14 protein-coding genes are annotated in these 13892 nt (G+C 61.2%); 12 read left to right on the forward strand and 2 right to left on the reverse strand.

Translation table 11 applies throughout. The annotated features are described in order from the left end of the window. Positions 1-41 precede the first annotated feature (41 nt). From J9788_RS06005 to mlaA, 8 genes are read left to right on the forward strand one after another with little or no spacing between them, the layout of a single operon-like run. Entirely contained in the window at positions 42-779 is a 738-nt protein-coding gene (locus J9788_RS06005) for a heme ABC transporter permease (RefSeq protein ID WP_004936270.1), read from the forward strand. After that, positions 776-1012, forward strand: coding sequence for a heme exporter protein CcmD (gene ccmD / locus J9788_RS06010; RefSeq protein WP_033651976.1), 237 nt, complete (start codon positions 776-778; stop codon positions 1010-1012). Before J9788_RS06005 ends, ccmD begins: the two co-directional genes overlap by 4 nt. After that, positions 1009-1503: a cytochrome c maturation protein CcmE gene (ccmE, locus tag J9788_RS06015; protein ID WP_004936264.1), complete on the forward strand. Its 495-nt coding sequence runs from the start codon at positions 1009-1011 to the stop codon at positions 1501-1503. The genes ccmD and ccmE overlap by 4 nt, the downstream gene beginning before the upstream one ends. Next, positions 1500-3470, forward strand: a complete 1971-nt coding sequence (locus J9788_RS06020) for a heme lyase CcmF/NrfE family subunit (RefSeq protein ID WP_033632468.1) — start codon at positions 1500-1502, stop codon at positions 3468-3470. The genes ccmE and J9788_RS06020 overlap by 4 nt, the downstream gene beginning before the upstream one ends. Further along, positions 3467-4018, forward strand: a complete 552-nt coding sequence (locus J9788_RS06025; protein WP_033632469.1) for a DsbE family thiol:disulfide interchange protein — start codon at positions 3467-3469, stop codon at positions 4016-4018. The genes J9788_RS06020 and J9788_RS06025 overlap by 4 nt, the downstream gene beginning before the upstream one ends. Next, complete coding sequence (locus tag J9788_RS06030) at positions 4015-4482, forward strand: cytochrome c-type biogenesis protein (protein WP_033632470.1); 468 nt, start codon at positions 4015-4017, stop codon at positions 4480-4482. The genes J9788_RS06025 and J9788_RS06030 overlap by 4 nt, the downstream gene beginning before the upstream one ends. Beyond that, positions 4482-5696: a c-type cytochrome biogenesis protein CcmI gene (gene ccmI, locus J9788_RS06035; protein WP_182264095.1), complete on the forward strand. Its 1215-nt coding sequence runs from the start codon at positions 4482-4484 to the stop codon at positions 5694-5696. The genes J9788_RS06030 and ccmI overlap by 1 nt, the downstream gene beginning before the upstream one ends. 28 nt (positions 5697-5724) lie before the next feature. Next, on the forward strand, positions 5725-6483 hold the full coding sequence (gene mlaA, locus J9788_RS06040) for a phospholipid-binding lipoprotein MlaA (RefSeq protein ID WP_033643913.1): 759 nt from the start codon (positions 5725-5727) through the stop codon (positions 6481-6483). Between the two features lie 117 nt (positions 6484-6600). On the opposite strand, the gene fadL is transcribed toward mlaA, so the two are convergent. After that, on the reverse strand, positions 6601-7923 hold the full coding sequence (gene fadL / locus J9788_RS06045; protein ID WP_182264096.1) for a long-chain fatty acid transporter FadL: 1323 nt from the start codon (positions 7921-7923) through the stop codon (positions 6601-6603). Between the two features lie 405 nt (positions 7924-8328). On the opposite strand from fadL, the gene J9788_RS06050 reads away from it, so the two are divergent. The 4 genes from J9788_RS06050 (at position 8329) to sixA (ending at position 13169) form a co-directional block, all read left to right on the forward strand. Continuing rightward, positions 8329-8625 carry a YfcZ/YiiS family protein gene (locus tag J9788_RS06050; protein ID WP_072145088.1) on the forward strand — a complete coding sequence of 99 codons (297 nt, stop codon included), beginning with the start codon at positions 8329-8331 and terminating at the stop codon, positions 8623-8625. A 196-nt stretch (positions 8626-8821) separates the two neighbouring features. After that, positions 8822-10132: an acetyl-CoA C-acyltransferase FadI gene (gene fadI / locus J9788_RS06055; RefSeq protein WP_046896287.1), complete on the forward strand. Its 1311-nt coding sequence runs from the start codon at positions 8822-8824 to the stop codon at positions 10130-10132. Then, entirely contained in the window at positions 10132-12297 is a 2166-nt protein-coding gene (gene fadJ, locus J9788_RS06060; protein WP_182265079.1) for a fatty acid oxidation complex subunit alpha FadJ, read from the forward strand. The genes fadI and fadJ overlap by 1 nt, the downstream gene beginning before the upstream one ends. A gap of 389 nt (positions 12298-12686) precedes the next feature. Further along, positions 12687-13169, forward strand: a complete 483-nt coding sequence (gene sixA / locus J9788_RS06065) for a phosphohistidine phosphatase SixA (RefSeq protein WP_004936230.1) — start codon at positions 12687-12689, stop codon at positions 13167-13169. A 69-nt stretch (positions 13170-13238) separates the two neighbouring features. On the opposite strand, the gene smrB is transcribed toward sixA, so the two are convergent. After that, positions 13239-13769, reverse strand: a complete 531-nt coding sequence (gene smrB, locus J9788_RS06070; RefSeq protein ID WP_025303720.1) for an endonuclease SmrB — start codon at positions 13767-13769, stop codon at positions 13239-13241. Between the last annotated feature and the right edge of the window lie 123 nt (positions 13770-13892).

Consider the following 13892-nt stretch of genomic DNA (forward strand, 5'->3'; position numbering starts at 1 on the left):
GAGCGGCCGACGCATAAAAATTACCGTGAGCACTGACGACAATGTGGAAATGGTTACATCAACTGGCGCGGCCCGAACGGCTGTATCACGTCTGCGGCCGCTTTATCCCCTGGCTGGGGCTGGCGGCGGCGGCCTGCCTGCTGCTTGGCTGGGCATGGGGCTTTGGCTTCGCGCCGAAGGATTATCAGCAGGGCGATAGCTTCCGCATCATTTATATTCATGTGCCGGCGGCCATGTGGTCGATGGGCATCTACGCCTCGATGGCGGTGGCGGCGTTTATCGGCCTGGTGTGGCAGATGAAAATGTCCGATACCGTGGTGGCGGCGATGGCGCCGATCGGCGCGGTGTTCACCTTTATCGCGCTGGTGACCGGCTCCGCCTGGGGTAAGCCGATGTGGGGCACCTGGTGGGTATGGGACGCGCGTCTGACCTCCGAACTGGTGCTGCTGTTCCTCTATATGGGCGTCATCGCGCTGTATAACGCTTTCGAGGACCGCCGCCTGGCGGGCCGCGCCGCCGGCATTCTGGTGCTGGTGGGCGTGGTGAACATTCCGATCATCCATTTCTCCGTCGAATGGTGGAATACGCTGCATCAGGGCTCGACCAACATGCAGCAATCCATCGCGCCAAGCATGCGCACCCCGCTGCGCTGGGCGATCCTCGGCTACCTGCTGTTGTTCGTCACGCTGACGCTGATGCGCCTGCGCAATCTGATCCTGTTCCAGGAGCGCCAACGCCCGTGGGTTGCCGGGCTGGTGAATAAGGAGCGTCAGTCATGAATGCCGCGTTCGATTCCTGGCCGGCGTTTTTCGCCATGGGCGGTTATGCCTTCTATGTCTGGCTGGCGGTTGCCGTCACGCTGATTTCGCTGTTGGGGCTGGTGGCGCACACCGTCTGGCAGCGGCGGCTATTGCTCGCCGAGATCGGCCGCCGTCAGGCGCGCGAGCGGCGCATTCGCCATGCGCAACAATCAAAACAAAAATCCGCCGCACCGCGGGAGAAATCATTGTGAATCCACGTCGTAAAAGCCGCCTTTATCTGGCGATCGTTGTGCTGATCGGCATCGCGCTGACCGCAACCCTGATGCTGTACGCGCTGCGCTCCAACATCGATCTGTTCTACACCCCGGGTGAAATCCTGCAGGGCAAGGGCGAAAACCATGAAAAGCCCGAGGTTGGCCAGCGGCTGCGCATCGGCGGCATGGTGATGCCCGGCTCGGTGAAGCGCGATCCCAATACGCTGCAGGTCAGCTTCAAGATTTACGATGCGCGCGGCGCGATCGGCGTGACCTACACCGGCATTCTGCCGGACCTGTTCCGCGAAGGGCAGGGCGTGGTGGCGCAGGGCGTGCTGGGCGAGGGCAACGTGGTCAATGCGCGCGAAGTGCTGGCCAAGCACGACGAGAAATACACTCCGCCGGAAGTGGCCGACGCGATGAAAGAGAATCACAAAGGGCCGGCGGAAGCGTATAACGCGCCGCAGGCGGAGGGCGCCAAGTCATGATGCCGGAACTGGGCAGTTTTCTGCTGTGCCTGGCGCTGGCGATCGCGCTGCTGCTGAGCATTTACCCGCAGTGGGGCGCGGCGCGGCAGGACAGCCGCATGATGGCGGTGGCCCGCCCGCTGACCTACGGCATGTTCGCCGCGATTGCGCTGGCGTTCCTGTGCCTGGTGCATGCCTTCGTAGTCAATGACTTTACCGTCGCCTACGTGGCCACCAACTCCAATACCCAACTACCGGTGTATTACCGCATCGCCGCCACCTGGGGGGCGCACGAAGGTTCGCTGCTGCTGTGGGTGCTGCTGCTGAGCTGCTGGTCGCTGGCGGTGGCGTTGTGCAGCCGGGCGATGCCACAGGACGCGGTGGCGCGGGTGTTGTCGGTGATGGGCATGATCACCGCCGGCTTCCTGCTGTTCATCATCATGACCTCCAACCCGTTCACCCGCACGCTGCCTAACTTCCCGATCGACGGCAGCGATCTCAACCCGCTGCTGCAGGATATCGGCCTGATCTTCCACCCGCCGCTGCTGTACATGGGCTATGTCGGCTTCTCGGTCGCCTTCGCGTTCGCCATCGCCTCGCTGATGGCCGGCCGGCTCGACACCGCCTGGGCGCGCTGGTCGCGCCCGTGGACCACCGCCGCCTGGGTGTTCCTCACGCTGGGCATCGTGCTCGGATCGGCCTGGGCCTACTATGAGCTGGGCTGGGGCGGCTGGTGGTTCTGGGATCCGGTGGAGAACGCTTCCTTTATGCCGTGGCTGGCCGGCACCGCGCTGATGCATTCGCTGGCGGTGACCGAGAAACGCGGCACGTTCAAAGCCTGGACGGTGTTGCTGGCGATCACCGCCTTCTCGCTGTGCCTGCTGGGCACCTTCCTGGTGCGCTCCGGCGTGCTGGTCTCGGTGCACTCCTTCGCCTCCGACCCGGCGCGCGGCATGTTTATTCTCGCCTATCTGGTGATCGTCATCGGCGGTTCGCTGCTGCTGTACGCGGTCAAGGGCGGCCAGGTGCGCAGCCGGGTGCAGCACGAGACCTTCTCGCGCGAGACCTTCCTGCTGGGCAACAACGTGTTGCTGATCGCCGCCATGCTGGTGGTGCTGTTGGGCACGTTGCTGCCGCTGGTGCACAAACAGTTGGGGCTGGGCAGCATTTCGATCGGCGAGCCGTTCTTCAACACCATGTTCACCTGGCTGATGGCGCCGTTGGCGCTGCTGTTGGGCATCGGGCCGCTGGTGCGCTGGCGCCGCGATGAGCCGGGCAAGCTGTGGCGCCGCCTCGGCGTGGCGCTGCTGGTGACGCTGGTGCTGTCGATTCTGCTGCCGTGGCTGTTGCAGGACAGCATCGCCGGCATGACGGTGGTGGGCCTGATTATGGCGCTGTGGGTGATCATCCTGACGCTGATGGAGCTGCATGAGCGCGCCACCCATCGTCACGGTTTCTGGCGCGGCCTGCGGCAGCTGTCCCGCAGCCACTGGGGCATGGTGCTCGGCCACCTCGGCGTGGCGGTGACGGTGATCGGCATCGCCTTCAGCCAGAACTACAGCGTGGAGCGCGACGTGCGGATGAAGGCCGGCGACAGCGTGGATATTCACAACTATCACTTCGTGTTCCGCGACGTGCACGACATTCGCGGCCCGAACTACAGCGGCGGCGTCGGTATCATCGACGTCACGCGCAACGGCAAGCCGGAGGCGACGCTGCACGCGGAGAAACGCTACTACAGCGTGGCGCGCAGCATGATGACCGAGGCGGCGATCGACGGCGGGTTCAGCCGCGATCTGTACGCGGCGCTGGGCGAGGAGCTGGAAGACGGCTCCTGGGCGGTGCGCCTGTATTACAAACCCTTCGTGCGCTGGATCTGGTTCGGCGGCGTCTTTATGGCGATCGGCGGCCTGCTGTGCATTCTCGACCCGCGTTATCGCATGAGCAAAAAGCTCAAGCGTGAAGGCAAGCTGGAGGCGCAATCATGAAGCGTAAGCTGCTGTTTATCCCGTTGGTGCTCTTCCTGCTGCTGGTGGTGGCCCTGATGGTGCAACTGACGCGCAACGCCGGCGGCGAAGATCCGACCATGCTGGAGTCGGCGCTGATCGGCAAACCGGTGCCGACCTTCAGGCTGGAATCGTTGGATCAGCCGGGCAAAACCTACGATCAGGCGGTGCTGCGCGACGGCAAGCCGATATTGCTCAACGTCTGGGCGACCTGGTGCCCGACCTGCCGCGCGGAGCACCAGTATCTCAATACGCTGGCGGCGCGCGGCGTGCGGGTGGTCGGCCTGAACTATAAAGACGATCGCGCCAAGGCGGTGACCTGGCTCAATTCCCTCGGCAATCCCTATGCCCTCAGCCTGTATGACGGCGATGGCATGCTGGGCTTGGATCTCGGGGTGTACGGCGCGCCTGAGACCTTCCTTATCGACGGCCAGGGGATTATTCGCTATCGCCACGCCGGCGACATGAACGAGCGCGTCTGGCAGCAGGAAGTGCTGCCGCTGTATAGAAAGTACGGGGGTGAGGCATGAGGCTGATTGTCCTGTTGTGCGCCGCGTTGCTGAGCTGGAGCGCCGCTGCGGCGATCGATACCTATCGCTTTAACTCCGTCGAGCAGGAGCAGCAGTATCGCGAGTTGACCGAACAGCTGCGTTGCCCTAAATGCCAGAACAACAGCATTGCCGATTCCAACGCCATCATCGCCGCCGACATGCGCACCAAGGTGTATGAGCTGATGATGCAGGGGCAAAGCAAGCAGCAGATCATCGACTACATGGTGGCGCGTTATGGCAATTTCGTCACCTACGAACCGCCGGTAACGCCGGCGACGCTGATCTTGTGGATCGGCCCGCTGCTGTTCGTGCTGATAGGCGGGGCGGTGGTGATCCTGCGCACCCGTCGCCGGCCCGACGCGGCGGTGGACGATGAATTCTCTGAACGGGAACGGCAGCGCCTGGCGGCGCTGTTGCAAGAGACTGACAGGAAGAAACCCTAATGGCTTTTTGGCTGATTATTTGCGTGTTGCTGGCCGGCGCCGCAGCAACGCTGGTGGTGCCGGCGATGCGCCACGGCAAGCAGAGCGCCGCCACGCGCGATGCGCTCAACAAGGCGTTCTATCAGGATCGCCTCAGCGAACTGGAGCAGGACGAGCAACAGGGCGTGGTGGCCGAGCGCCCGGAACTGGTGAAAGAGCTGCAACAGAACCTGTTGAACGACATCCCGGCCGAGCAGATGGCGCAGGCGAAGCCGATCAACCGCTGGGCGTTAGTGCCGGGCGTGCTGTTATTGCTGGCGGTGACCGTTGGCTTTTATCTGAAAACCGGCGGGCTGGCGCAGGTGCTGGACTGGCGTCTGGTGCAGGCGCAAATGCCGGAATTGCGTGAGCGCGTCGCCAATGAGCGCGCCAAACCGCTGAGCATGGAAGAGATCGCTCGCCTCGGGCTGGGGCTGCGCACCGAGCTGCAGCAGGACGATCGCAATATCAATGACTGGATGATGCTGGGGCGCGTCGGCATGGCGCTGAACAACGCCACTACCGCCACGCAGGCGTTTGCCCATGCCTATCAATTGGATCCGAATAGTCTGGAAGTGCGGCTCGGCTATGCCGAGGTCTTGACGCGATCCAACGATCCGGAGGATAACAAGCAGGCGACGCAGCTGTTGCGGCGCATGATTGCGGAAAATCACAGCGATCCGCGGGTGCTCAGCCTGTTGGCGTTTAATGCTTTCGAACAGGGCGATTTCAAACAGGCGATCGGCGCCTGGCAGGTGATGTTGCAGCTGCTGCCGGCCAACGATCCGCGCGCGGAAGTGATAAAGCGCAGTATTGCACAAGCAAAAGCCCAGGCTGGCGGAGAAACTGTTAAACTGAATGTGACTGTTTCGCTGTCACCGCAGGCGGCGAAAGCCATGCCGCCGCAGGGGACGCTGGTTATCTCGGTGACCGACGGCGTCAGCCCGGTGCCGGTCGCGGTAAAACAATTGCCGTTGAGCCGTTTTCCGCTGTCTTTCTCTCTGGACGACAGCAACGCCATGATGCCCGAGCGTCTACTCTCGGCACAGCATCAGGTGCAGGTGCGTGTGCGCCTCTCACAGGACGGATTGGCCACGCCGCAGCCGGGGGACTGGTTCGGCGAAAGCTCGCTGCAGACATTCAGCGGCAAAGAGCAGGTTAGCGTTCAGATAAACAAGCAGGTCCCTGAAAAATAAGACCGAACGTGTTTTTATGGAGAAAAATATGAACTTTCGCCTGACTGGGGTGGCATTCGCAGCGGCATTACTGGTGGGCTGTGCCAGCGCGCCAGACAATGAGCCGCAAGGGCGTTCCGATCCTCTGGAAGGATTTAACCGGACGATGTTCGACTTCAACTACAACGTCCTGGATCCTTATATCCTGCGTCCGGTCGCGGTGGCCTGGCGTGACTACGTGCCGATGCCGGCGCGTAACGGCATCAGCAACTTCACCTCTAACCTGGAAGAGCCGGCCAGCATGGTCAACGCCTTCCTGAAGGGCGATCCTTACCGCGGGATGATCCACTTCAACCGTTTCTTCCTGAACACCCTGCTCGGGATGGGCGGCCTGATCGACGTGGCCGGCATGGCCAACCCGAAACTGGCGCGCGAAGAGCCGAACCGTTTCGGCAGCACGTTGGGGCATTACGATGTGGGCTACGGTCCGTACGTGATGCTGCCAGGCTACGGCAGCTTTACCCTGCGTGAAGACGGCGGCGACTTTGCGGATACGCTGTATCCGATGCTGAGCTACCTGACTTTCTGGATGTCGGCGGGCAAATGGGTGGTCGAGGGGATCGAAACTCGCGCTCAACTGCTGGATTCCGACGGCCTGCTGCGCAACTCCTCCGATCCTTATGTCATGGTGCGTGAAGCTTACTTCCAGCGCCACGACTTCATCGCCAACGGCGGTTCGCTCAAGCCGGAAGAGAACCCGAACGCCAAGGCGATTCAGGGCGATCTGGACGAAATCGACTCGCAGTAACCGCCGGCCTTATGCCCATGAAAACCCGCCGTCTGGCGGGTTTTTTTACGCCCGCGGCGAGCGACAGGCAAAGAAAAAGCGCCCCGCGGGGCGCTTTGGCATCCATCTCAGGCGAGATTAGAAGCGGTAGTTGAAGTTGGCGCCGTACAGCCAGGCCTTGCCTTCGGAGGTGAAGGTGTAAGGACCTTCATTGATGGTGACTTTCTGGCCGTGCATGTAGGACACGCCGACGTCAACCGAGGCGTCTTTGTTGAACGCATAGGTGGTACCGGCACTCAGCCAGAAACGGTCCTGATCCGGAATGGAGATCGAACGGTTTTGGGCAGGCACCGGGCTGTCATCGAAGGCGATACCGGTACGGAAGGTCCAGTTATCGTCGTAGAAGTAGGTGGTGCCCAGCGCGATGCGGTAAGCGTCTTTGAAGCCTTCATGCTTCTGGAACAGCGTCTGGCCGTTGTTGCCGGTGGCTCTCAACTCCTGGAACTGGCTCCAGCTGGTGTAGGCCAGGCTGTAGTGAACGGCCCACTGCGGCGCCACTTTGTTGTAACCGGACAGCTCCCACATTTCAGGCAGGTGCAGGCTCAGAGAACCCGGGATGGTGGTGCCGTTGGTGCCCCACGGCAGACCTTTAGAGGCCAGCAACGGGTTGAAGGCTGAAGGCAGGCTGCTCTTGTAATCGCCGTCGAAGTCGATTTTCACTTCTGAGCGATAGGTGAAGCCGTAACGGTTGTTTTCATCCACTTCGTAGAGAATACCGGCGTTCCAGCCGAAGCCCCATTCGTCGCCTTTCAGGTGCGAAATCTGGGTATCTGCCGGGATCTGCGAAACCGGGCCGGCCAACTGTGGCGGTAACTGGCCCGATCCGGCGATCAATTTTGGCAGATCGCCGGCGTAACGCTCGAGTTTAGCCTTGGCGTAGACGGCGTCAAAACCCAGACCGAAGCTGAAGTTCTTGTTCAGGCGATAAGCGCCGCTCAGGTTCAGGTTCAGGGTTTCCAGATCGGTTTTGCCGCCCATGGAGCCCGCCGCATAACCGTTGTTGTATTCGGTCGCCAAACCAAAGTTGCTGGTGACCGAGCCGCCTACGGCGAATTGATCGTTAATCGGGTGAACATAATGCAGGTTCGGCACCCAGGCGGTCGGCGCGATGTTTTTCGCATCCAGGCTGGCGCGGGAAGGTGAGGTACCGGAAATATCTACGTCCGGATCGATGAAGACTGCGCCGAAAGAGAGTTCCGGGCGGGTATACATCATCAGCAACGCCGGGTTGCGGCTTGCGGAGGCCGCCGTATCCGCCATGGCGCCTTCGCCAGAATACGAACGTCCTAAACCAGCTGATGAGAACTCATTCAGCTGGAATCCTGCGGCAGACACGTTTGAAGAAATAATTGCCACTGCAGCTGCGAGAGCTGATTTAGTCAATAGGTTTTTCTGGCTCATGACCAAAACCTCATTATGTGTTTATTATTTAAACTATTGTTACACGAAGTAACAAGGAGCGCGGGATTGTAGGGTCCGTTATCGTTCAGACAAATCAGACCAGTGGCTGAAGTATAGGTCTGACCTGTGAAAATGTTGCAAGTTTGTTTTTGAGATATTTCCACTCTGATATCAAAAAAGAGATCTGCTTAACAAAAAGACAGTGGTAAATAACAAAATTCTTACCATTTCTTAGCAGGCGCTCCTTTTTATTTGTGATTTCCATCACTTAAAACACCCAGTAAAAGTAAGTGCTAGTGATTGCCGGCTTGGGAGCGTAAAATACCCACAGAATTTTGTGGCTTTGCGCCGGTGAATAAAACGGCAATTTGGGCTGATAACAGAGGCCCTTGAGGAGAACCAACCATGTCAGATGCAATTAATAAATGCAGCGCCCAGGAAACCGCCGCGTGTTGCTGCGTGGATGTCGGCACCGTGATGGATAACACCGATTGCACCGCATCCTACAGCCAGGTGTTCAGCAATCAACAAGATGCGGAGGCGATGCTGGCGGCGCTGAGCGAAAAGGCGCGCGCGGTCGAATCCGACCCCTGTGACATCAGCAGTAGCATTAAACCGGTTGACGGCGGCGTACAATTGGAAGCCGATTTTACCTTCGCCTGCCAGGCGGAAACCCTGATCTTCCAGCTCGGCCTGCGTTAATCCCCGCTTTACCCCCGGCGCCGCCTGCTGCGCGCCGGGGATTTCCTTCCCCGCCTCGTTCCCGATAGAAAGTGCGCCTGCTCGCAGTTTTGATCTCTGCCGGTTTGCCAAATGTAACCGTTTGGTTAACAATGACCTCATCAGGTCAGACCTCTTTCTGCCCATTGCGCTGACGTTATTTTCTTCAGGAGCATTTATGAGTAAGGCACTGCCGTTGGTGACCCGTCATGGTGACCGCATTGCGATTGTGAATGGACTGCGTACCCCCTTTGCCAAACAGGCGACCGCCTATCACGGCATTCCGGCGGTGGATTTAGGGAAAACGGCGGTGAGCGAGCTGTTGGCGCGCAGCGGTATCGAGCCGCAACTGATCGAACAACTGGTGTTCGGCCAGGTGGTGCAAATGCCCGAGGCGCCGAACATCGCGCGTGAGATCGTGCTTGGCACCGGCATGAGCGTCCATACCGACGCCTACAGCGTGTCGCGCGCCTGCGCCACCAGCTTCCAGGCGATCGCCAACGTGGCGGAGAGCATCATGGCCGGCAGCATCAGCGTCGGCATCGCCGGCGGGGCGGACTCTTCTTCCGTCTTGCCGATCGGCGTCAGCAAGGCGCTGGCGCGCACGTTGGTGGACGTCAACAAGGCGCGCACGCTGTCGCAGCGCCTCAAATTGTTCAGCCGGCTGAAATTCCGCGATCTGATGCCGGTGCCGCCGGCGGTGGCGGAGTATTCCACCGGCCTGCGCATGGGCGATACCGCCGAACAGATGGCGAAAAGCCACGGCATCACCCGTGAAGCGCAAGATGCGCTGGCGCATCGTTCCCACGAGCTGGCGGCCAAAGCCTGGCGGGAGGGGTGGCTGCGCGACGAGGTGATGACCGCCTACGTGCCGCCTTACCGCGCTCAGCTTTCTGAAGACAACAATATCCGCAAAGACTCCAGCCTGGCTTCCTACGCCAAGCTGAAACCGGCGTTCGATCGCAAGCACGGCAGCGTCACTGCGGCCAACAGCACGCCGTTGACCGACGGCGCGGCGGCGGTACTGATGATGAGCGAATCGCGCGCCAAAGAGTTGGGGCTGCAGCCGCTCGGCTATCTGCGCAGTTTCGCCTTCGCTGCCATCGATGTGTGGGAAGACATGCTGCTGGGGCCCTCCTACGCCACGCCGCTGGCGCTGGATCGCGCCGGCATCGGCCTGGCCGATCTGACGCTCATCGACATGCATGAAGCCTTCGCCGCGCAAACGCTGGCCAACCTGAAGATGTTCGCCAGCGAAGCGTTCGCCCGCGAGAAGCTTGGCCGCAGCCAGGCAATCGGCGAAGTGGACATGGACAAATTCAACGTATTGGGCGGTTCTATCGCCTATGGTCACCCGTTCGCCGCCACCGGCGCGCGCATGATTACCCAGACGCTGCGTGAGCTGAAACGCCGCGGCGGCGGGCTGGGCCTGACCACCGCCTGCGCCGCCGGCGGGTTAGGGGCCGCGATGATCGTGGAGGTGGAATGATGAGCGTCGAAAACGCATTGCACGAGCAGCGCGCCAAACCGTCGGCCTTTCAACTGACGATCCGCCCCGACAACATCGGGGTGATCACCATCGACGTGCCGGGCGACAAGGTCAATACGCTCAAGGCCGAGTTCGTCGAACAGGTTAACGACGTGCTGATCCGCGCGCAGCAGCATACTGCGCTGGAAGGGCTGGTGATCGTTTCCGGCAAGCCGGACTCGTTTATCGCCGGCGCCGATATCACCATGATCGCCGCCTGCACCAGCGCCAAAGAGGCGGAAACGCTGGCCAAGAAAGGGCAGAGCACGCTGGCGCAGATCGCCGCCTTCCCGGTGCCGGTGGTGGCGGCCATCCACGGCGCCTGCCTGGGCGGCGGGCTGGAATTGGCGCTGGCCTGCCACGGCCGCGTCTGTTCGCTGGATGACAAAACCGCGCTCGGTCTGCCGGAAGTGCAGCTGGGCTTGCTGCCGGGCTCCGGCGGCACTCAGCGCCTGCCGCGCCTGGTAGGCGCCGCCAAGGCGCTGGACATGATCCTGACCGGCAAGCACATTCGCGCCCGCCAGGCGCTGCGCATGGGGCTGGTGGACGACGCCGTGCCGCAATCGATTTTGCTGCAGACCGCCATCGAGCGGGTGAAGCAGGGCTGGAAGCATCAGCGCGAGCTGCCGTGGCAGGATCGTCTGCTCAACGGCCCGCTGGGCAGAAATCTGCTGTTCAGCATCGTGCGCAAGAAAACGTTGGCGAAAACGCACGGCAACTACCCGGCGGCGGAGCGCATTATTCAGGTGGTGCGCACCGGGCTGGATCACGGCAGCGCCAGCGGCTATGAAGCCGAAGCGCGCGCCTTTGGCGAGCTGGCGATGACGCCGCAATCGGCGGCGTTGCGCAGCCTGTTCTTCGCTTCCACCGCGCTGAAAAAAGAGCGGGGCGGCGATGCTCAGCCGCGCGCCTTGCATCGCGTCGGCATTCTCGGCGGCGGCCTGATGGGGGGCGGCATCGCCTGCGTCACCGCCACCCGCGGCGGTTTGCCGGTTCGCATCAAAGACATCAATGAAACCGGCATCAATCATGCGCTGAAATACAGTTGGGACGTGCTCGGCAAGCGGGTGCGCAGCAAGCGCATGCGCCCGGCGGAGCGGCAAAAGCAGATGATGTTGATCTCCGGCTCTACCGATTACACCGGCTTCGAGCAGGTGGATATCGTGGTCGAGGCGGTGTTTGAGGATCTGGCGCTGAAGCAGAAAATGGTGGCCGAGATTGAAGCGAACTGCGCGCCGCATACCGTGTTCGCCTCCAATACCTCCTCGCTGCCTATCGGTCAAATCGCCGAACAGGCCCAGCGGCCGCAGCAGGTGATCGGTCTGCACTACTTCAGCCCGGTGGACAAAATGCCGCTGGTGGAAGTGATCCCGCACGCTGGCACCAGCGAACAAACCATCGCCACCACCGTGGCGCTGGCGCACAAGCAGGGCAAGACCGCCATCGTGGTGGGCGACAGCGCCGGTTTTTATGTCAACCGCATCCTGGCGCCGTACATCAACGAAGCGGCGCGCTGCCTGCTGGAAGGCGAGCCCATTGAATCGCTGGACAAAGCACTGGTGGACTTCGGCTTCCCGGTCGGCCCTATCACCCTGTTGGACGAAGTGGGCATCGACGTCGGCACCAAGATCATTCCGGTGCTGGTTGAGGCGCTGGGGCCGCGCTTCGCCGCGCCTGCCGCGTTCGATGCGGTGCTGAAGGACGGGCGCAAAGGGCGCAAGAACGGCCGCGGCTTCTATCTTTACCCGAGCGAGGGGCAGCAGCGCCAGCGGCGTAAGCGCGCGGACACCTCATTGTATACGTTGCTCGGCGTCACGCCGAAGGCGCACATGCTGCCGGCGACCATTGCCCAGCGCTGCGTGATGATGATGCTGAACGAAGCGGCGCGCTGCCTGGATGAAGGCGTGATCCGCAGCGCGCGCGACGGTGACATCGGTGCGGTGTTCGGCATCGGTTTCCCGCCGTTCCTTGGCGGCCCGTTCCGCTATATGGATGAACTCGGCGCCGAGAAAGTGGTGAAGACGCTGGACTACCTGCGTCAGCAGCACGGCGAGCACTTCGCGCCCTGCGAACGCCTGCAGCGCATGGCGCAGCAGGGCGAACGTTTTTACCCGCTGGGGAGTTGAACGCAGGGCGGCCCGATTTGCACTATAGTTGCAACAGGGCCGCGTTGTGATCGCCATCACTCCTTGCGACAGCGTCAGCCCGTGAGGCTGTACAGCAAGGCTGCGGCAGCGGTAAGTTAGCTTGAGCGCCATCAATAATTTTCATGGCGAAAAGGTTAAAATTTAACCCGTTGAATTGATTGTTCTATGAGCAATCGAGGTTTGCCCGGGGAGGATTGCTGTAAAAAACAGCATTTTCTTTACGCAAACTTTCAGGCAAAATGCCCGGCCGCCATAAAGAGACGGCGCGTTATCGTTTTAAAGCTTTGGCTTTGGGGTTGTAAAACTCGGCGGTACAGCACGCACGGCGTTTCTGTATAGCGTTACTTTGTCAACAACAGCGGTGCAATATGCAAGTTTTGATTATGCGTCACGGAGAGGCGGCGCTCGAGGCAGCCAGCGATGCGGTAAGGCCCCTTACCCTGTGCGGCCGCGACGAGTCCCGTCAGATGGCGGCCTGGTTGAACACCAAGTCTGTGGATATCGAACGCGTGCTGGTCAGCCCCTATCTGCGGGCCGAACAGACGCTGGCGACGGTGCGTGAAGCCTTGACGCTGCCGGAGGGCGAAGAAGTGCTGCCCGAGCTGACGCCGGGCGGGAACGCCGAACAGGTCGGCAGCTATCTTCAGGCGCTGGCGATGCAAGGGGTGAGCTCGGTGCTGATCGTGTCGCACCTGCCGCTGGTGGGGTATCTGGTGGCGGAACTGTGTCCGGGCGAGTGCCCGCCGATGTTCGCGACCTCGGCGATCGCCAACGTCGATCTGCCGGCGGACGGCAGCTACGGCAAATTTGAATGGCAGGTCAGCCCGTCGCAGGTGATGGCCAAAGTGTGAGCCGCGGATGCGGTGCGGAATAAACTCAGGGCGATGTCTGACATCGCCCTGAGTCGTTTCTGCGGGAGGCTATTCTGCCAGCTCCACCAACAGCAGAACGGCGGCGTTGCCGCCCCATTCCTTCGGCGCCTGATGGAACGCCAGCACGTCGGGATGCTGCGCCAGCCACAGCGGCGTTTGCTGTTTGAGAATGTGTTTGCCGTGCCCGTGCATCACGCAGGCGCAGTGCACATGCTCGCGTTTGCAGGCGGCGATCAGCGCCCCCAATTCCTGCTTGGCCTGCAGCTGAGTCAGGCCGTGCAAATCAAGAAACAGCTCCGGCGAATAATCGCCGCGTCGCAGCTTCTTCAGCTCATACGGGCTGCTGCCGGGGCGCACGTAGCGCGTCGGGCCTTCCTCTTCCAGCTGCGGCTGATATTCATCTGAAAAATAATAGCTGGCATCGACCTGCTCCTGCAGCAGCCGCTGCGGCGCAACCTGTTTCACCTTGAGCTTCGGCGGGCGGTGGACGATGGTGTCCTGGCGCAGCTTTTTTGCGCCCGCCACCGACTCTCTGAAGAGCTGTTGTTCGTCTTTGCTCAGAGGGGGCTTGTTCTTCATGCTTCATTCACCGGAAATCGTTTATTTCGCTAGTTTACCTTGTGAATGAGCGCTGTCGACGCAAAACTCGGGCCAGAGTGAAAAGCGCGAGGGGCGCGCGTGATTTGTCGCGGGCTTCATGGC

The sequence above is a fragment of the Serratia sp. X10 genome, from assembly GCF_017811775.1.
GTDB lineage: Bacteria > Pseudomonadota > Gammaproteobacteria > Enterobacterales > Enterobacteriaceae > Serratia > Serratia ureilytica.

Coding starts and splice junctions, on each gene's coding strand:
- J9788_RS06005 (WP_004936270.1), top strand. CDS start 42: ATGTGGAAATGGTTACATCAACTGGCGCGGCCCGAACGGCTGTATCAC.
- ccmD (WP_033651976.1), top strand. CDS start 776: ATGAATGCCGCGTTCGATTCCTGGCCGGCGTTTTTCGCCATGGGCGGT.
- J9788_RS06020 (WP_033632468.1), top strand. CDS start 1,500: ATGATGCCGGAACTGGGCAGTTTTCTGCTGTGCCTGGCGCTGGCGATC.
- J9788_RS06025 (WP_033632469.1), top strand. CDS start 3,467: ATGAAGCGTAAGCTGCTGTTTATCCCGTTGGTGCTCTTCCTGCTGCTG.
- J9788_RS06030 (WP_033632470.1), top strand. CDS start 4,015: ATGAGGCTGATTGTCCTGTTGTGCGCCGCGTTGCTGAGCTGGAGCGCC.
- ccmI (WP_182264095.1), top strand. CDS start 4,482: ATGGCTTTTTGGCTGATTATTTGCGTGTTGCTGGCCGGCGCCGCAGCA.
- mlaA (WP_033643913.1), top strand. CDS start 5,725: ATGAACTTTCGCCTGACTGGGGTGGCATTCGCAGCGGCATTACTGGTG.
- fadL (WP_182264096.1), bottom strand. CDS start 7,923: ATGAGCCAGAAAAACCTATTGACTAAATCAGCTCTCGCAGCTGCAGTG.
- J9788_RS06050 (WP_072145088.1), top strand. CDS start 8,329: ATGTCAGATGCAATTAATAAATGCAGCGCCCAGGAAACCGCCGCGTGT.
- fadI (WP_046896287.1), top strand. CDS start 8,822: ATGAGTAAGGCACTGCCGTTGGTGACCCGTCATGGTGACCGCATTGCG.
- fadJ (WP_182265079.1), top strand. CDS start 10,132: ATGAGCGTCGAAAACGCATTGCACGAGCAGCGCGCCAAACCGTCGGCC.
- sixA (WP_004936230.1), top strand. CDS start 12,687: ATGCAAGTTTTGATTATGCGTCACGGAGAGGCGGCGCTCGAGGCAGCC.
- smrB (WP_025303720.1), bottom strand. CDS start 13,769: ATGAAGAACAAGCCCCCTCTGAGCAAAGACGAACAACAGCTCTTCAGA.